A 19,259-nucleotide genomic window follows, 5' to 3' on the forward strand; every position below is an offset into this window, starting at 1 on the left:
CATTACCAGCTCCGAAGAACCGGCCGCACCCAGCAATCAAGCGCCCACACTTATCGGCTGTTAGTTTTTAAAGAGCATTACGCTAAGAATTTGCTTCGCTGTTTGCTTGCTTTCTAGCGCGCCGTCATTCAACGGGAGGCGAATTATGCGGACCAATTTCGATGGCGTCAAGCGTCTTTTTTCAAAAAAATAATCAGACTACTTCTGCGTCGGCGCGACAGAATCGAACGACGACGCATGGTGGCTACCGGTTCGCGGCGCGGCGTTACTTGATTGCGTGGGCGCACGAACGTCTTCGCCTAGTGCATCGGCCTGATGCCATCCGCGCTGATTCTCATGCTCGATCATGGATGCAGATAGAACGACCGGCTCGTAACCGCCCGACCGTGATCGGATATGACGAACACCCCGAAGACATCACAAATGAGCGCTCTCGCCGGTGGCAGCGTTCACATACATCGAGATCCAAACGTTATAGTCTCTTTGCCTGCCTGATGGGGGGCGCTCGTCGGCCTGCTGTTCGGCCTCTACGTCGGCGCGATCTCAGGCGCACTGCCCTTTATCGCACGCGTCTCTCGCGTGGCATCAGGTGAATGCGGGCGCGAGTCATTCCTTCAGCAAGCGGACTGCCTGTTCCCCATCAATGTCTATCAGCGTGCAGCGAAGGTCGCGCCGTATGCGCAGATCATACGTTGTCGCCATCGCCAACGAAGACGCAAATCTAGGCCCTCGTCGAGTTGAGGCATAGGTGGCAGCACGTCGATGAGGCCGCGACATATGCTCTGTGCTTGCGTCGAACGCGTGGGAAAGCATCATGGCGCTGCTCGCGCTGATGCCGGCCATGGCGCTGCCGCTTCATTGGACCTCTGAAATCTCCCTCAAGTTGTAGTCCTGGATGCCGTTACTCAAAGGTCGCCGAATTCGCCGTGACGGCTGCTCGAATGGCCCGCCGTTTTGACGGCTTCATTTGTTTCGAGACGCGGGCCAGCTTTTTTTTCCCTTGCCGCGGGCAAGTCAAACACTAGAACAAACATGAAACTCGTCGTTGCGGTATCTGCACTTGCAGTCGTTTTGGCCGGATGCGGCGGGCGTGGATCGGACAGTGCTCCAAGCGTGGCTGAGGCAAACGCCGCTCAAGGCCTCTACTCGGGAACCGACGCGAACAGCAACGCCGTCGGCGGCGTCGTGCTCGACACAGGCGCTTTCTATTTCGTGTACGCAAACACGACGACCAACGCGTTCGGACTGGTGCAGGGCACGGCGTCGGCCTCTCACGGCACTTTTCAGTCCGACACCGCGCGCACCTTCGACATCAGCGGCAAAGGCGCGAGCGATACACCCGTCCTTGCGGGCTACAACGAGAAAAACAGTGTTCAAGGCGTGATCTACACGAACGCAACAAGACAGAGCAGCGTCAGGTTCAATCTGCTTTACGACGGCACGTATGAGCGCGCGATCGCGCTATCGTCCGTCGCTGGGACATACGCGGGCGCCGCGGGATCGATCAAAGGCAGTGAGGCCACCACGTTCGCGATTGGTCAGGACGGCACGATCAAGGGTGCGGGAGCGAGCGGCTGCACGTTCAGTGGAACGGCAAATCCTCACGGAAACAAGGACTTCCTGGATGCCACGATTACGTTCGGAGCCGCGCCCTGTCTTTATACAGGGGCGACGGTCACAGGTGTCGTGTTCTTCAACGACGGTCAAGTGCTGGCGGCTCTGACGCTGCCCGACCGTTCGGACGCGTTCGTGGTTGTTGCCACGAAGTGAGGGATGAGAACGTTCGATCGGTACTCAATCGATATGGCGCCCTGCTCCGCATGCGCCGGCAAGTCCTTCTTTCCGGAAAATCGATTGACGATAAACCAGTACTTGTGTGATCGACACGGGCCGGCTGCATTTGGCTCGATCGCCCAGAAAGATTGACCACACGCCAAGACGGATCTACGTAGAAATTCTTGACGCGGTGGAACGGCGACCGCGGATCCGTAATGTAGATCGTGCGCGCGCATGCCCACGTGACGATCGGGAGGCTGACGGATGCGTTCGCACGCGGCTTGGAAATTGGGGCGGCGTTTACATTTAGTAATCCGAACTATCTACGAGGGCAAGGCGGCGATAGCGCTGTAATGTTCGCGGAACTGCGCAAAGAAAAAGGGCTGCCGGACTTCGTCGTGCTAGGTCGATGCGCACGGTAGCCTTCGCGTCGACCGTTGTAACACGACGTTCGTCATAGGCTGCATCACGGCGACCGCGAGCGCATGGGGCTAAGCGATCGGCTAACGTGCGTCGACACAGACATCTCGATCCTTCGTGCGCGCTGCGGTCGCACGTCGGAATGGAGCGGGCTGAATGCGACGAAGGGCACCGCGCGATTGCGCGAGTTGGTCGGAGCAAACGTCGTCTCGTTCAACTTGAACATTGTCGCGGGCGCGGAATGTCGGCGAAGCCTCGGCGCCTCTCGTCGCATCGATCATTCTCGAATGTCGTTCGCTCGTCCGTACAAAGGCCGTCCCGCTGATCGCGCGCTTCGCTAAATCACCTTCGAAGAGACCGATCTTGACCTGCTCGAGCCGGTGCCTACTGGCGCGAGTGTTATTGACTGCCTTCGTAATTGGCGCTCGGCCTAGCGTCTCGATTGGCGCGTCTTCAAGTTCCGGGATTCAAGCGTCGCGCGGGTTGCCATTGCGAGCACGAAGTCCACCCGATGAAGCCCACTAAGTGCAAGGCTATTGCAAACGACCTCGGCGTGGCTGAATTCCCGTTTTGACTTCGGCAGCGTGCTCCACTTTTCCCTCTCGCTGACGATCCTGCATGCTTTTGGTGAGCGGATGACGCCCGGCACCGGACCCGACGCTCAAGCGCCGAATAGAAGCACATTGTGAGCGCTCAGCGAGACATTGACGCGCGTTGCGACGGACACACTTAGCAGATAGGTGATCCGACATCATGCGTTTCTCCACCGAATGAGGTGAGCATGCCTTTACTCGAAATCCTAGGCACAGTGGTGCTTGTCGCCCTCCTATGCCTGTCGTTGACGGCGGTGTTCGACATGTTCCGCCCCGTCTGATCCGGGACTCCAACCGGCGCTTCGTTTCCTCTTTTGCGTACGCAAACTCGAAAACACGCACTCGCGCGTGCGCTGTTTCAGAAGCGCTAGATCGCATGAGACGCGACTATGCGCTGCCCTCGCCTTATCTTGCAGGCGAGCGTCCGTTCATTGTTCGATGAGGAGCACTGCGTGCGTGGAGTCGCCCGTCCATTCGTTTGCACGCTATCTCGATATCCCGCGCAGTGGCAATGAACCGGTTCGCAGGCAGATTCTGGCCAACATACGCACATATGTACAACAGCAACTGAGGGCTGTCGGCTTGATCTCACCTGCATCGAGGGCGCTTAGCCTCATTTGGGTCACAACTGCCCGGGCAGCGCGCGCCAAATCGTTGAATGCGAGGATTCGGCGCGTATCAAACACAACATAACTCGTCTTGATTATGACAATCCGCGCGTCGCGTCGACATTCTTGCGTTTTGCCACATCAGGACCGCGATTCCTGCCATCTGGCGTCCGAATATCGTGAAACAATTATCGAAGTAAGACAAAAAACATTAGCAAAGCGGTGCCCAACAAGGACTTAAGCTTCCCGTCGAAGACGAAATAATTGTTTCACGGGCGCTTCGTCAAGGGCCGCCGCCGGGACGGCCACGGTGGCAAATCAATCAAACATCCTACTGGTATTCGTTCCTTCGAACTATCGAATGAGCAGCATACGCCCAAACTCGGGATACCTTCATCGGCCGTGGAATCGCTTAGCGCGATCGCAAGTGTGCTCGCGTGTTATCCCCCTCGCGGGATCATTGGCTAGTGCGATCAGCCTCACTTCGCAAGCAAATACACATATTTCGCCGTCACGCAGCGTTCAGCACCAAGCTTAGTGCTGTTGCGGACATGTGAGTCCTCGCTGAGCTCTGAGTTGGACAATGGCGGTCTGCCCGAAGCCGGCGGCGCCGTCGGCCGAAAGCTTAAGATCTCATTGCTCGACAGTAAGGGCTCAGTAGTAAAAGCTGGCCCTTCCTGTGCCTCGGCATTTGGCGAGATTGCGCGGGTCAACGCGAAAGGCTCGGTCCGAGCACTAATCGGTAGTCTCGCAGCTGCGATTTGCCCATGAAGTACGTCGAACAAAGGCACGATTTTTTTACTAGCTTTCGGCGCGGAGACGGCAATCTCGCCGGGTACGTTCCATCTGGACCCTCAGACTTCTCTGCTGCGTAGCGGCAGAGCGTGCGTCGTGCCGATAGCAAACGAACGCCCGGTGCGACGGACAAATTTCGCATACATCGATCCGCGCTCGCCTCGACCAATCGACGAACGTTGCTGACGTCCTTCAGCGCGCAAGTCGTTCACGGCGCCGCCGGCTACTAGAAGGGTTTATCATCGGTTGGCGATGTATGTCCCAACTCGGGACACTCCAAACAAAGGATCGAGGTGTCCCAACTTGAGACACCTTATTAACCAGAGAGGCTGCGTGACGGCCCGGGAAGCATCGGGTCGGGGCGTCCGATCCGATCTTGCAAAGCCCTTGAAAACCTAACCGTTACTAGCAAACAGTTGCGCGACCAAATCCCTGATCTGTCTTTCCTTGTCCTCGGTGAGCATACCCGCCTTGATCTTGACGGTCAGTCCCATCGAGTCTTTGGTGATCGACCCCGCCTGAGATCCGTCGGCGAATATCTTGTCGATACTGCGATCACTCACCCCTTGGGCCGACTTGCCTTCGTCCTCCAAGGCCTGCTTGATCGCCTTTCCGAATTTCGATTGTTCCAGATCACCAGCTACAACTCGCGCCCAAAGATCCCTCGCAATCCCGAGCGCATCCCCATTCCGCCCGCGGAGCACAGAGACGACACTTTCTGCGGCGGTCGCGCCCAGTAAGCGGGGCTGTACATCCAGATCCTGAAGGACGAAGTCAGGCAACTCGCCAAACGACAGATATCGATAGAGTTCCGATCGGGAAATCCCCAAAGCTTCTGCCATTCGCTTGCGGTTTGGAAACTCTTTCTCGGTGCGCCGAATTGATCGAGAGATCTCGTAGTCGCACAGATCCTCGCGCGCGACGTTTTCCACAAGGGCAAGCATCGCCATCTCTTCGTCTGAAAGGTCGACAACCAAGACCTTGATCGACTCCTTACCTATCATCTTGTGCGCGCGCCATCGACGCTCGCCAGCCACAATTTGAAACCCTGCGCCGACACGCCGAACAACGATGGGCTGAACAAGTCCCGCTTCACGAATCGACTCGGCGAGTTGAACGAGTTTCGCGTCGTTGAACACCTGACGCGGCTGCCAAGGATTCGGAATTATTTCCGATACCAGCGCCTCCGACGCAGGGCCAGCCTGCTCGAGCTGCGCAATGCGCTGCTGCGCGGACGCCAACGCGGCCGCCATCCCCGGTGCGGTACGCGGGCTCACGGCCTTTTCCTGCAGCGGATCAAGTTGAATGTCTTTTGCCGCGCGAACCTCAGCGGTCTTGCTCATCATGCGGTCACGAAGGCTGCTCATTGTCCTGCCCTCCATTGGGCAACATACTGGTCATCGATCCATTTGCAGTAGTCCACCATCGGCTGCTTTACACGCGCCAAAGTTTTCGCGACGGTCTCGGCGCGCGACAAGTCGAATACCGTCGAAAACGCCAGCGCGCCATTGCTCATAACCGAACTGGCCGGAATCTCGGTAGTGTGCAACCAGTCCCCGTAAGCTCGCTGGGACCAAGAGCGCACGACCGGCGCGGATGACGTACTTCCATAATCCACGCGCGACAGAAGCACCGAGACGAAGTCGTAGGTTTTGTCGACCTCGTGCTCGACAAAGCCGTTCGCAACTTCGGCAAACAATGACCAGAACGACACTGAAGAAATAAAATCGAGACTCTCGGGGACGAGGGGCATAACCATCGAATCAGCCGCCATCAGGCCGTTGAGCGTCATATAAGAAAGGGACGGCGCGGTGTCGAGAATGATGTAGTCATATTGCGCGCGCAACGGCTCGATCCCTTTCCGCAGGACTGACCAGAACTCGAAGTTTGCATTCGTCTTTTGGGCAGTCGGCAAGTGGAATTCGGCGTCGTGCAAATAGTTGTGCGCCGGAATCACATCGAGTCCGTCCCAGTAGGTAGTCTGTACCTTTGACGAAAGGCCACCCTCGATATCGGGATCGTAGATGTAGGGGAGAACCGTGTCCTCCCAAGTCAAATCCTTCTCCGCATACAAGCCGCACAGTTCCGAAAGCGATGCTTGTGGATCAAGGTCAATCATGAGAACCTTGCGACCCCGCAGACTCAACCCTTGGCCAATGCACATCGATGTCGTTGTCTTGCACGAGCCGCCTTTAAAATTCGCGGTGATCAACACGCGGCCCCGATGTTCGCGGGTGCCGGTGACGAGCGGCGTCTGATAGATGTCTGAAACCTGCTGCACCCAAGTTCTTGCATCCTGCAGAGAGAAAATGCGTGCGCGGCCTGTTCCGTGCGTTTCGCCCGGGGGCAAGTCGCTTCCTTCCTTGGTCGCCAGATAGTTGATTTTCTGTCGGTCGATTCCGCACATGTCGGAGAGTTCGCCGATCGTGAAGACCGGCGCCGTCTTCCGCGGCCTGGGCGCCAAAATCTGATCCCTCAGTTCGTTCGTCATGACCGACAAGCGCTCGGCAAACTCTCCGAGGTTGGATAGTTTTACCCGTCGATTAATCCCTGGCAGTTCACTCAAATTCATTCGGGGCTTCCTTATAAGTCCACGGTGAGGTGTTTTCTCCACGCTCGGTGGTGTTTCCACGGTTTTATTGCAACTAGATATCGAACCGTAGAATACTCGTCGGAGTGGTGAATGGCTATTGGAAACGAATCAAATTTGCAAAGGCCTCGGGGCTATACCGAAAAAGCTTTTATTTTCAGCGGCTTGAATGTTCGGCACGGCACGCGTGGAACCGCGACCAACGATTCCTAAGCTGGCTTGGGCTGCCGGGATAGCTGTGACGCCGGGGCCCCAACACAAAACACCTCACCAAGGAGCTACACCAAGCAGCCACGTATGGTTTCTCCAAGTGGACCCATCGCTATTTTTCTCGCCCATCGGCTTCAAATTTAGCTATTAAAGCCGGCCGTCGCCGTTGGCACCATTCCGATTGAGGATCGCTGTCGATTCGGGCCTGGTTGGTTCTGTGGTTAGTTTTATATAAATGACAAAACGTACCACCACTAACTGACGTGGGTACATCTATAAGAATCAAACAGATACGTTCGGATGGTGAGGTTTTTTATGATCGAAGTGATGTTGATTGAGCGTCAAGGTGCTGCGTTTCCCCCGACAAGGTGAAGCGTAATGACGCTCACGGTGAGACGTATGGGCGCAATGGTGAGGAAAACTGTGACTCAGACGGGGAAAGGTGAGCCATTTTGTGCAGGCATCGGCGCAAGGTGAGGTGGTTTGTGTTGACAGCTCACCTTGCAGCCGTTAACGTACCGCTCGATAGCAAAAACACAGCGCTCGATGCGGAGGCGGAATGACGACAGCAGGGCAGGTGGCCACGTCCAGACAACTGGCGCTGGCTCTATTCGACGACGCCAATGCGGAAGGCCTGCCCGTCGATGCTGCCCGATCGGATATCGGATTCGCGCGCAAGAACGTCCTGATTCGGATCGTCGACCTGGGCGTGTCCGCTCGTCGCCTCATCGACGCGGCCTATTTCATCGTCGCTCAGGAACACAAGGTTCACGATCTATACGACGTCGAGCTGGACTACTTCAAGTGGCTCATGCGTTACTCGAGCCGCAACAACGCGCATCTTGAACAGGTGATTACGGAGGCGCAGAGGGCGCTCATTCAGGCAACCGCAGAACCCGATGCAGATGGGTCCAAGCCATTCGGATCGGTTCAACTGATCGGGCGTATTTCGTACGTCGGCGGACGTTTCCAGTTTCGCGTGCCCCCCGATCTGATCGGGATCATTCGTGGTCCGGGCAAGTCTCATTGGCTGAGTCTGCGCATCACATCGCTCTTCACTCTCAGCTATGCACGCGTTATGTACGACCATCTTCTCCCTTATGCGGGCGATGGCGTAACCGAGTGGTTCACGCTCGACGAACTGCGCGGCTGGCAAGGAACGATGGGCGCGAAGGCGCAAGAATTCAAGTACTTCAAGCGGGATTGGCTTGCACCCGCCGTGGATCAAATTAATGAGGTATCCGATCTTTCCTTGTCGTACGAGACGCGCAATGAACCGGGCTCTCGCAAGATCGGACGCATGCGTTTTCGCGTCGAACGAAAGGAGATGGCCGAACGGTTGCTTCACACACATGAGCATGCGCAGGCGCTGTATCAGACGTTGAAGCAGGAAATCGGTCTGTCGAGCATGCAATTCGGCCAGATCGCGTCCGACCGTGATACCTACACCGATGCGCGCCTTGAACAGGCAATCGAGCGTACGCGTTTTAGTCTGAAGCTGGGCAAGGTATCGAAGAGTCCGGCTGGCTTTTTCATGAAGGCTTTGAAAGAGGGCTGGATCGTCTCGGACGCGGAACGTCAGATGGTGCAGATCCAAGAGGGCCTGGCGCTGACCGATCAACGCGAGGCCGAGGCCAAGGAGCAAGCCGAGGCGCGCCGGGCGTTGCAGGTCGCGGCGCAAGACGTGAATGCGCAGAACCGGCTCGTCGATGAAGTTCGTCGAGGCTGGGAAGTGTACGAAGCCGCAACGCCACGACAGCGCGAGGACTGGCGTCGCACTTACAAGACGAGCCCCGGGGGGAAGCTGACGTTGCGCAGGCTGGGTATCGATCCATCGAGCGAGCTCGTCGACGCCGTCATTCTGAGATATCCCGATCTGCGCGACGGGTTCTCCGGCTATGTGTTCAATAAGGTGCGATCGGTGAAGGGAAGAGGATAACTAGGCAGAGCGGGTGCGTATCTACAGTTCGACCGCAACTAACGGTCATCTCCGAGATACCTCCGCGAATGCGTCGCCCCTAGTAGCCACGGTTTGTTGACTGCGCCGCGTCGTGATCGATCTGTTCGCCCACGCGGCGAGCGAACCGAGAAAAACGCAAGCCAGAACGATTTGAGCTAGCCTCTCCAATTCACTTTCAACTTCCACACGCCCATGCCTCGCCCCCTCCAAATCGACTTCGTCTCCGACATCGCCTGCCCGTGGTGCGCCGTCGGCCTGTCTTCCCTGCAACGCGCGCTGGAGCGCCTCGGCGTTACCGTCGATGCCAGCATCACCTTGCATCCGTTCGAGCTGAACCCGGACATGGGTCCGCAAGGCGAGCGCATCGTCGATTATCTCGGCCGCAAGTACGGCCGCACGCCGGCGCAGATCAACGAGACGCAGGCGATGATCCGCGAGCGCGGTGCGCAGGAAGGCTTCGCGTTCGGCGAGCGCAACTGGGTGTACAACACGTTCGATGCGCATCGGCTGCTGCATTGGGCGCGCATCGAAGGCAAGCAACTGCCGCTCAAGCTCGCGCTGTTGCGTGCCTATCACGGCGACGGCAAGGACACGAGCGATCCGAGCGTTCTCGTCGATGCGGCTAGGAGCGTCGGCCTCGATCCCGAGCAGGCGCGCGCAGTACTGACAAGCGGCGCATATGCCGATGAAGTGCGCGCCGAAGAGCGCGAGTTCCAGCAACTCGGCATCCAGTCCGTGCCCGCGATCATCTTCGACCGCAAGTATCTGGTGAGCGGCGGCCAGCCGTCCGAAGCGTTCGAGGAAGCGATTCGCAAGATCATCGACGAGAACGGTTGAAGAGCAGGGTCGCGGCGACCTTCAATGCAGCGTCAGTGCGCCGGTCGGGCTGAGCGTCGCGCCGGTGAGGTAGGCGGAGTCGTCGGATGCGAGAAACGCCACCACGCTGCCGATATCCGTCGGCGCCGCGACCCCGAGCGTGCAGCCCGCGACGATCTTCTCGTACTGCCGGCGATGCTGCTCCGACACATTGCCGTGCTCGCCGAACACCGCTTCCCACGAGGGACTGTCGCGCACGACCGTCACGCACACGCAGTTCACGCGGATGTGCTCGCGCGCCAGTTCTTTCGCCATCACCTTGCTCGCGCGGATCAGCCCGCCGGCGAACGTCGCAACGGCGGTTTGCCCCGGCGTGGGCACCCGGCCGCCTTCGGATGTCACGAAGATCACGCTTGCACCTCCTCGCCCGCACATGTGAGGCAGCGCCGCCTGCACGGGAAAGAGCTTCGCGCAGGTGTTCTCCGCAACGACGGCGGCCACGCGCGCCAGATCGATGTCGGCGAACGGGCCGCGCACTTTGGGCGAACGGGCTTCGTCGTCGTTGCCGCCCGCGTTCGCGACGACGATATCGATGCCGCCGTATCTGCGCGCGGTCTCGTCGGCGAGCGCGGTCATATCGGCTTTCGATCGCACGTCTCCCGCGATGAAGTCCGCCGTGGCGCCGGAGCGCCGCAGTTCGGCAAGCACGGCCTCGGCTTTCGCCGCGCTTCGCCCGCCGATCACCACGATGGCTCCGCGCGCCGCGAGGCCCAACGCGATGCCCTTGCCGATGCCGCCCGTGCCGCCGGTGACGACGGCCACTTTTCCCTGAAGATCACTCATTGCATTGCGCCTTCGATGATTTGACGAGTCGTCTCGTGCCGATCACCACCTTAGGCGCGCAACGCTCACCCCGGCAACTGCAATGATTCGAATCGGCGATTCACATACTCCGAATCGACATGCGCGCGCCGCACTTCGAGAACATCGAAGAGGCGATTCGAAAACCGTCACTAGGTCTGAAAATTTCGCCTGCCTATATTGGGACGGCTCACTCGATGAGCCCACCAGCGGACATTCGAATAATCAGACCCAGGAGACGATGTGAATCTATCTTCAAGACCGCCGCGAAGCAGTCTGTTCGTGGTCATGCTGTGCTTTCTGACGATCGCAGTCGACGGTTACGATCTCATCGTCTATGGCGCGACTATCCCGCGCCTGCTCGATGAACCCGGCTGGAACCTGAGTCCCGCGAGTGCGGGAATGATCGGCAGCTGGACGCTCGCCGGCCTGATGGTGGGCCTGCTCGGCGCGGGTCCGATGACCGACCGCATCGGGCGGCGCAAGCTCATCATGGCGGGCGTGTTGTGGTTCTCGCTCGGCTCGCTGCTTTGCGCGGTCGCGCATTCGCCGCACGCGCTCGGCATTGCGCGCTTCGTCACCGGTATCGGGCTCGGCGGCGTCGTGCCTTCTTCCGTGGCGCTCACGATCGAATATGCGCCGCGCAGCCGCCGGCAACTCTACAGCGCGGTCGCGCTCACCGGCTATCCGGTCGGCGGCGTGGTCTGCGCGCTGCTCGCCATTGCGATGCTGCAAGACCAGGGCTGGCGCGTGCTTTACGGTTTCGGCGCCCTCTACGTGTTCATTCTGCCGGTCATGTATTTCTTTTTGCCCGAGTCGGTGAGCCATCTTCTGGATCGCGGCCGCACCGATGAAGCGCGCGAGCTCGCGGCGCGCTATGCGATCGATCTGGACGAAATCGCGCGCGACGAAGAGGAGCATCGTCAGTCGCGAGTCGCGGCGGCGGGCGCGCGAGGGTATCGGCTGCTCACATCGCCCGAATTCCGCTCGGCGCTGCTGCTGTTCGCGCTGATGTGTTTCTGCGGACAACTCGTCGTCTACGGTCTCAACGCATGGCTGCCCCAGTTGATGCGCAAGTCGGGCTATCCGCTGGGCTCGTCACTGCAATTCCTTCTCGTGATGCAGTTCGGCGCGGTCGTGGGCAATCTCATCGGCTCGTGGCTCGCCGACCGGTTCGGCTCGAAACGCGTGCTAGTTCCGTATTTCCTCATCTGCTCGATTTCGCTGCTCGTGCTGAGCCAGAAGCCGGATCACACGTGGCTCATGCTGGCGGTGTTCGGGGCGGGTCTCGGGTCGATCGGCTCTTCGACGCTCGTCTATGGCTTCATCGGCGCGTATTTCCCGGCGTCGTGCCGCGGCTCCGCGATGGGCGCCGCACAAGGTCTCGGGCGCATCGGCTCGATTCTCGGACCGATGATCGGCGGATGGGTGCTCGGTTCGAACCTCGGCCATCACTGGAATTTTTATGCGTTCGCGATTCCCGCCGTGCTGGGCGCCGTGGTGGTGACGCTGATACCGAAGCCCACGCAATGCGACGTACCGTATGCGCAAGCGAAGAGCACGTGAGCGGAGGCCACGGACATGGAAAACGCACGAGGGCCGCTCGCCGGCATTCGCATCGTCGAGCTGGGCGGCGTGGGCCCGGCGCCGTTCTGTTGCATGCTGCTTGCGGATCTGGGCGCGGACATCGTCCGCATCGACCGGCCGCCGGGCTACGACGGCGGCGCGCCGGTCGAACATCGCTTCAATCTGCTGCATCGCGGGCGTCGCAGCGCGGCGCTCGATCTGAAGAAGCGCGAAGCCGCCGACGCGGTCCTGAAACTCGTCCGCTGCGCCGATGCGCTCATCGAGGGCTTTCGCCCCGGCGTCGCGGAAAAACTGGGGCTGGGACCGGATGCGTGTCTCGCCGAAAATCCCGCGCTCGTCTACGGACGCATGACCGGCTGGGGACAAGACGGACCGCTCGCAGAGACGCCGGGACACGACATCAACTACATCGCGCTCACCGGCGTGCTGCATTCCGTGGGACGCGCGCAAGGCGGTCCCGCGATTCCGCTGAACCTCGCGGGTGATTTCGGCGGCGGTTCGCTGTACCTCGCGCTGGGCGTCGTATCGGCGCTTCTCGAACGACAGCGCTCGGGCAAGGGTCAGGTGATCGACGCGGCGATGGTCGACGGCTCTGCCTCGCTGATGACGCTCTTCTACGGCCTGCGCGCCGGCGACCACTGGCGCGACGAACGCGGCGTCAACCGGCTCGACTCGGGCGCGCCCTGGTACAACGTGTACGAAACGAAGGACGGACGCTGGGTGAGCCTCGGATCGAACGAGGCGCGTTTCTGGCGCAACACACTGGCGCTTCTCGACCTGCGCGAAGACGCGATGCCCAGCCAGCACGACCGCGCGCAATGGCCCGCCGTGCACGCGATATTCGCCGCGCGATTTAGCACCCGCACGCGCGACGAATGGTGCGCGCTCGCACAAGGGCGCGAGGTGTGCATCGCGCCGGTGCTGTCGATGGCCGAAGCGCCGAATCATCCGCATCTACGCGCGCGTGAGACGTTCGTCGTGAACGATGGCGTCACGCAACCCGCGCCCGCGCCGCGCTTTTCCCGCACGCCGGGCGCGATCCAGCGGCCGCCGCCTTCGCCCGGCGAAAACACCGACGCCGTGCTGAGCGATTGGGGTTTCGAGCCCGAAGAGTTGACCGCATTGCGCAACGCCGGCGCGATCGTCTGAGCCCGTTTCAGCGCACGCGCAACACGCTTCGACATCATCGAAACCGGGCTTCGAAAAACGCCAGTTGGATCGCAAGGGGCATCGCTCTAACCTGCAAATACCGATACATCGGTCATCCAACGAGGAGCAAGAAGACATGCCCGCAAACTTTCTGGACGAGTCGCAAACGATGTGGCTCGACACCGTCAACAAGTTCATGGACAACGAGATCACCGTCGAATACGTGCGCAAGTGCGACATGGAACGGCAGTATCCGTACGAGGCCTACGAGAAGATCGCACAGCAAGGCTGGCTGGGCATCCTGATTCCGGAAGAAGAGGGCGGCTCGGGCGGCGACATCTTCGATTACTCGCTGATGGCCGAAGGCCTCGGCAAATTCGGCTTCGACTTCGCGTGCTCGGTGCTCGTGCCGACCTTCACGGCGATGAACATCATCAAGTTCGGCACGCCGGAACAGAAAGCGCGCTACGTGAAGCCTTTCATCGAAGGCAAGATCCGCTTCTCGGTGTCGATCTCCGAGCCGGACGCGGGCTCCGATGCCGCCAACACGAAGACGCGCGCGCGTCGCGACAGCAACGGCGACTGGATCGTCAGCGGCCAGAAGCTCTGGTGCAGCGGCGCGGCGGCAAAGGACACCACCATCGCGATGCTGGTGCGCACCGGCAACGAAGACAAGCACGGCGGCCTTTCGGTGCTGCTGATTCCGAACGACACGAAGGGCGTCGTCATCAACAAGCTGCCGACGCTCTCGCGCCACGCGACGGGCACCACCGAAATCTTTCTCGACGAAGCACGCGTGCCCGCCGATGCGCTGCTCGGCGATGTCGGTCAGGGCTGGAAGATCATCACGGAGCATCTGGAGCTGGAACGTTGCGCGGTCGCCGCGGCCTACACCGGCAACGCGCAACAGGCCGTGACCACGGCCACGCGCTACGCGCACGAGCGCATCCAGTTCAGCAAGCAACTGTACGAGTTTCAGGTGATCCGCCACATGCTCGCCGATTGCCTGACCAAGGTCGATGCCGCGCGTCTCTTGTGCTATCGCGCCGCGCAAATGGCGGCCGCGCACGTGCCGTGCAGCCGCGAAGTGTCGATGGCCAAGCTCTACGGCTCCGAGACGCTGAAGGAATGCGCGCTCGCCGGCATGCAGGTGCTGGGCGGCTACGCGAACCTGCCCGAGGCCGACATGGAGCGCTATCTGCGCGAGAGCATTCAGTCGACGATCGGCGGTGGCACGTCGCAGATTCAACGCACGATCATCGCGAAATCGATGCGGCAGTGAATCCCGCGAACAACACACACAGGAGATATCGATGAGCGTCGTCAACAACAGCGTGAACGTGCCGTGGGACGAACTGGAGATCGGCCAGAGATTCCGCTCGGCGGGCCGCACCGTGACTGAAAGCGATGTGGTCATGTTCTGCATGTTCACAGGCAACTGGATCGAGATTCACTCGAACACCGAATACGCATCGAAGACGCGCTGGGGCGAGCGCCTCGTGCAGGGCATGCTGACTTTCTCGCTGCTCTCGGGTCTGCTGCAGTTCGGCCCGGCGATCCAGGCGAACTACGGCGTCGACAAGATGCGCTTTCTCAATCCGGTGAAGATTGGCGACACCGTGTACGTGAGCGCGGAAGTCATCGGCAAGAAGGAGAAGGACGACAAGTACGGCGTCGGTTCCTTTTTGATCAAGGCGTTCAATCAGCGCGGCGAAGTCGTGCAGCGCAGCGAATGGAGCCTTCTGATGATGAGAAGGCGCGCCGATCTCGATGCGCTCGTCGCCGGGTCGCAGCCCGAGTTTCACGACTAGGAGCGCGAGCATGACGCCTCAACCCGTCGCGGCCATCGTCGGAATGGGCGATGCGTATGCATCGCGCGCGAATCGCAAGGACCCGTTGCAGCTTGCCGCCGAAGCCACGCACAACGCGCTTGCCGACGCGGGCATCGGCCGCGATCAGATCGATGCCGTGTTCACCGGCCGCTCGCCGTGGGCCGACAGGCGCTCACAGTGGAGCAACATCTTCATCTCGCACATGCAGATGCCGGTGACCATCACGAGCGAAGTGACGATGCACGGCGCGGGGCTGACGTCGACCATCGCCATTGCGTCGCAGATGATCGCGGCGGGCCGCGCGGAGTACGTGCTGTGCCTGCAAAGCGACGCGACCGAACTCTTCGTCGATGCCGTCGCGCTGGGCGCCGAAGCCGACGCCGATCCGCAGTTCGAGATTCCGTATGGCCCGACCATTCCCGCGCTGTATGCGCAGGCCGCGTGCCGCTACTTTCACGAGTTCGGCATCACCGAAGATGATCTCGCCGATGTCGCGATCGCGAATCAGCGCTGGGGGCGGCATCATCCGCACGCGGCGAAGGCGAAGTTCGGCGAGATCGACCGCGCGAAGGTGCTGGGCTCGCCGTACGTCGCCTCGCCGTTGCGCCGCTGGATGTGTTCGACCTGGGGCGGCGGCACGGGCGGCGCGCTCGTGGTGACGTCGCCTGCAAACGTGAAGGACGCGCGCGCTCCGATCTATGTGCTCGGCTACGGATCGGCGACGACGCACGAGTATCTGACCGATCGCATGAACATGCGCCGCTGCAAGTTCGAAAGCCTCGGCGCGTTCCCGAACCTGACGCATACCGCGACAGCCGAAGCAGCGCGCCAGGCCTATGCGATGTCCGGCCTCACGCCGTCCGACATCGACATGGCGCAGATCTCCGTCAACTTCGCGCACATGGGGCCGATCGTGATGGAAGATCTCGGGTTCGCAAAGAAAGGGCGCGGCATCGATCTGTATCGCGAGGGACGCACCGGCATCGACGGCGATCTGCCGACCGATACCAATGGCGGCTGGCTTTCGTTCGGGCAGCCGGGAATTTCCTGCAACATGGACAGCATCGTCGAGGCGATCCGTCAGTTGCGCGGCACGCCGCTCGGCCTCGCGGCGAGAAGCCGTCCGAAGACCGTGCTGGTTCAGGGCGCGGGCGGAATGCTCGCGGCGGGCGCCGTGCTGATGCTGTCCTCCACGATCTGAGGAAACGCAAATGACAGAAGCCATTTCGACGCCATGCTGGCCGCAGCCGTATCGCCTGCCGGATGCCGAACCATACTGGAGCGCGCTCACTGACGACGAACTCACGTTCCAGCGCTGTGCCGGTTGCGCGCAGGCCGTATGGCCCGCGCATTCCTGGTGCCCGCACTGCGGTTCGCAATCGCTCGGCTGGGAACGCTCGGAAGGGCGCGGTGAAGTCTTTTCGCACAGCACGATCATGCGCGGCCCGACGCCCGTGTGGGCATCGATGACACCGTACACGGTCGGTTTCATCCGGATGGACGAGGGCTACTATCTGTTCTCGCAGATCGATGCCGAACCGGACGCCGTGCGCATCGGCGAGCGCGTGACGGTGCGCATCGTCGAACGCGGCGCGCAGAAGATGCCGGTATTCGTCTTGTTTGACCGATAGCGAACACACTGGGGAGACGTCATGGCAGGACCACTCGACGGCGTGCGCATTCTCGATCTCACGTCCAATTTCATGGGACCGTATGCGTCGCTTCTGCTCGCCGACATGGGCGCGGACGTATGCAAGATCGAATCGCGCGAAGGCGACACGACGCGCGGCGTCGGACCATGCAGGCATCGCGGCATGAGCGCGATCTTCCTGCATCTGAACCGCAACAAACGCAGCATCGTCCTCGATCTGAAACACGAGCGCGGCGCGGCGGCGCTGCAACGCATGATCCGGCAGGCCGATGTGGTGATCTACAGCCTGCGGCCCGCATCGATGGCGCGGCTCGGCATCGCGTACTCGGACGTGCGGGAGATGAATCCACGCATCGTTTATTGCGGCGCGTTCGGCTTCGGGCAGAACGGCCCCTATGCGGATCGCCCCGCCTATGACGATCTGATCCAGGCGGGCGTCGGCATGCCGGTCCTGCAGGCGCGCAAGAGCGGTGAGCCCGAATACGTGGCGACGGCCGTCGCGGATCGCGTGGTCGGCATGGCCTTGTGCTCGGCGGTTTCAATGGCGCTGTATCGGCGCGAGAAGAGCGGCGTCGGTCAGGAAGTCGAGGTGCCGATGTTCGAAACCTTCGCGCACTTCGTGATGGGCGATCATCTCTACGGCCATACCTTCGTGCCGCCGATCGGCGACTGGGGCTACGCGCGCATGATGAACGGCGATCGCCGTCCGTATCGCACGCTCGATGGCTATATAGGCGTGAACGTGTATGCCGATCACCACTGGCGACGCTTCTTCGTGCTGAGCGGGCATCCGGAGATGGCCGACGATCCGCGCTACACCGACATTCACGCACGCACGCAGCATATCGCCGATCTGTATGCGTTTCTCGCGCGCACGTTCGAAACGAAGACGACCGCGCAGTGGATGACGCTGCTCGTCGAAGCGGACATTCCCGTCATCGAGATGAACACGCCGGCGACGCTGCTCGACGATCCGCACATGAAGCAGACCGGCTTCTTCGCGGAAGAGGAGCATCCGTCCGAAGGCAGGCTGCGCAGTATCGGGATTGCGCAGCGATGGAGCGAGAGCGCGCCCGCGTTGCGTCATCCCGCGCCGCGCCTCGGGGAGCACACGGTGCAGTTGCTGCACGAATACGGATTCGGACGCGACGAGATCGAAGACATTCTGCTGTCCGGCGGCGCTTGGGCCGCGCAAGGCGCACAACCGGAGAACGAACATGCTACGTGACCTGCCGCTGTCGGACGTAGTGGTGGTGGAGTTGAGCGACAGCGCGTCCGCGCCGTTCAGCGGCCGCATTCTCGCCGCGCTCGGCGCCGACGTGTGGAAGGTCGAGCGGCCAAGCGGCGATTCCTCGCGAGGCTGGGGACCGAGCACATGGAAAGGCAGCGGCGCGGCGTTTCACGCGATCAACCGGGGCAAGCGCTGCATCAGCATCGACATCAAGGAGCAGGCGCAGCTCGCGATGCTGCATCAGCTCATCGCCGAACACGCGGACGTGTTTATCCATAACCTGCGGCCGGGCACGAGCGCGAGCTATGGCCTCGACGCCGACAGCCTGCGCGTGACCAAGCCCGAATTGGTCCATTGCGAGATCGGCGCATTCGGACACGCCGGCCCGCTCAGCGATCTGCCCGGCTACGATCCGCTGATGCAGGCGTTCTCCGGCATCATGAGCATCACGGGCGAGGAAGGGCAGTCGCCGGTGCGCGCGGGCGTGTCCATCGTCGATTTCGGCACCGGCATGTGGGCCGTGATCGGCATTCTCGCGGCGCTCCACCGTCGACAGGCGAAGCATTGCGGGGCGAGCGTCAGCAGCTCGCTGCTGGAGACGGCGATCGCGTGGATGTCGGTCGGCATCGCCAATTACAACGCCGACGGCGAGTTGGGCGCACGGCACGGATCGGGCGTCGCGTTCATCGTGCCGCATCGGGCTTATCCGACGGCGGACGGCTATCTGATCGTGAGCGCCGCCAACGATGCGCTCTTCGCGAAGCTGTGCGCCGCGCTCGATCACCCCGAATGGGCGCGCGACGACCGCTTCGCGACCAACGCCGCTCGGCTCAAGTATCGCGCGCAGATCGACGGTCTGATCGGCGCGCGGCTCGCAAAGGAATCGCGTGCGTTCTGGCAGGCGCGCCTACAGGCGGCGGGCCTGCCGGTCGCGCCCGTGCAAACGACGGACGAGCTTGTTCATCACGCGCAGACGAAGGCACTCGGCATCATCGAAACGCCGCCGGACGACGAGATCGGTCTGGTCGGGCTGCCGCTGTCGTTCGAAGGCAAGCGTCCGCCGCCCTTGCACGCGGCGCGTGATATCGGCGCGGACAACGACCGGCTGGAGGCGTTGCTGAACGTTCATCAGCAGGAAGCGCATGCAAAAAGCGCACAATGAGCGCATCGGCGATGCGCG

General features: G+C 61.1%; 14 protein-coding genes. 11 read left to right on the forward strand and 3 right to left on the reverse strand.

Translation table 11 applies throughout. The features are described from left to right. Positions 1-1,032 precede the first annotated feature (1,032 nt). Positions 1,033-1,770, forward strand: a complete 738-nt coding sequence (locus tag NCS28_RS27185; RefSeq protein WP_250516884.1) for a hypothetical protein — start codon at positions 1,033-1,035, stop codon at positions 1,768-1,770. Between the two features lie 2,817 nt (positions 1,771-4,587). Here NCS28_RS27185 and NCS28_RS27190 read toward each other — a convergent pair. Then, positions 4,588-5,559, reverse strand: a complete 972-nt coding sequence (locus NCS28_RS27190; protein WP_250516885.1) for a ParB/RepB/Spo0J family partition protein — start codon at positions 5,557-5,559, stop codon at positions 4,588-4,590. Beyond that, positions 5,556-6,764: a ParA family protein gene (locus NCS28_RS27195; RefSeq protein ID WP_250516886.1), complete on the reverse strand. Its 1,209-nt coding sequence runs from the start codon at positions 6,762-6,764 to the stop codon at positions 5,556-5,558. Before NCS28_RS27195 ends, NCS28_RS27190 begins: the two co-directional genes overlap by 4 nt. Positions 6,765-7,551: 787 nt before the next feature. Between NCS28_RS27195 and NCS28_RS27200 the strand changes: the two genes are divergently transcribed. Next, positions 7,552-8,931 (forward strand): replication initiation protein, encoded by a 1,380-nt coding sequence (locus tag NCS28_RS27200; RefSeq protein WP_250516887.1) that lies wholly within the window; start codon positions 7,552-7,554, stop codon positions 8,929-8,931. A 213-nt stretch (positions 8,932-9,144) separates the two neighbouring features. Further along, the gene (locus NCS28_RS27205; RefSeq protein ID WP_250516888.1) at positions 9,145-9,789 is read left to right on the forward strand and encodes a DsbA family oxidoreductase; all 645 of its coding nucleotides are present in this window, start codon (positions 9,145-9,147) and stop codon (positions 9,787-9,789) included. Between the two features lie 21 nt (positions 9,790-9,810). On the opposite strand, the gene NCS28_RS27210 is transcribed toward NCS28_RS27205, so the two are convergent. Then, positions 9,811-10,611 (reverse strand): SDR family NAD(P)-dependent oxidoreductase, encoded by an 801-nt coding sequence (locus NCS28_RS27210; RefSeq protein WP_250516889.1) that lies wholly within the window; start codon positions 10,609-10,611, stop codon positions 9,811-9,813. A 261-nt stretch (positions 10,612-10,872) separates the two neighbouring features. On the opposite strand from NCS28_RS27210, the gene NCS28_RS27215 reads away from it, so the two are divergent. From NCS28_RS27215 to NCS28_RS27250, 8 genes are all read left to right on the forward strand, one after another. Continuing rightward, a complete protein-coding gene (locus tag NCS28_RS27215; protein ID WP_250516890.1) occupies positions 10,873-12,195 on the forward strand; it encodes an MFS transporter in 1,323 nt (440 codons plus the stop codon). Positions 12,196-12,210: 15 nt separating this feature from the next. Further along, positions 12,211-13,365, forward strand: a complete 1,155-nt coding sequence (locus tag NCS28_RS27220) for a CaiB/BaiF CoA transferase family protein (RefSeq protein ID WP_250516891.1) — start codon at positions 12,211-12,213, stop codon at positions 13,363-13,365. Positions 13,366-13,501: 136 nt separating this feature from the next. Next, positions 13,502-14,647 (forward strand): acyl-CoA dehydrogenase family protein, encoded by a 1,146-nt coding sequence (locus NCS28_RS27225; protein ID WP_250516892.1) that lies wholly within the window; start codon positions 13,502-13,504, stop codon positions 14,645-14,647. A gap of 31 nt (positions 14,648-14,678) precedes the next feature. Beyond that, positions 14,679-15,176 carry a MaoC family dehydratase gene (locus NCS28_RS27230; protein WP_250516893.1) on the forward strand — a complete coding sequence of 166 codons (498 nt, stop codon included), beginning with the start codon at positions 14,679-14,681 and terminating at the stop codon, positions 15,174-15,176. 10 nt (positions 15,177-15,186) lie between these two features. Beyond that, complete coding sequence (locus tag NCS28_RS27235) at positions 15,187-16,398, forward strand: thiolase family protein (RefSeq protein WP_250516894.1); 1,212 nt, start codon at positions 15,187-15,189, stop codon at positions 16,396-16,398. A 10-nt stretch (positions 16,399-16,408) separates the two neighbouring features. Beyond that, the gene (locus NCS28_RS27240; RefSeq protein ID WP_250516895.1) at positions 16,409-16,828 is read left to right on the forward strand and encodes a Zn-ribbon domain-containing OB-fold protein; all 420 of its coding nucleotides are present in this window, start codon (positions 16,409-16,411) and stop codon (positions 16,826-16,828) included. Positions 16,829-16,849: 21 nt separating this feature from the next. Continuing rightward, complete coding sequence (locus tag NCS28_RS27245; RefSeq protein WP_250516896.1) at positions 16,850-18,076, forward strand: CaiB/BaiF CoA transferase family protein; 1,227 nt, start codon at positions 16,850-16,852, stop codon at positions 18,074-18,076. After that, on the forward strand, positions 18,066-19,241 hold the full coding sequence (locus NCS28_RS27250) for a CaiB/BaiF CoA transferase family protein (RefSeq protein WP_250516897.1): 1,176 nt from the start codon (positions 18,066-18,068) through the stop codon (positions 19,239-19,241). Before NCS28_RS27245 ends, NCS28_RS27250 begins: the two co-directional genes overlap by 11 nt. The last annotated feature ends 18 nt before the right edge of the window (positions 19,242-19,259 follow it).

Origin of the sequence: Caballeronia sp. INDeC2 (assembly GCF_023631325.1) — a bacterium.
Classification (GTDB): Bacteria; Pseudomonadota; Gammaproteobacteria; order Burkholderiales; family Burkholderiaceae; genus Caballeronia.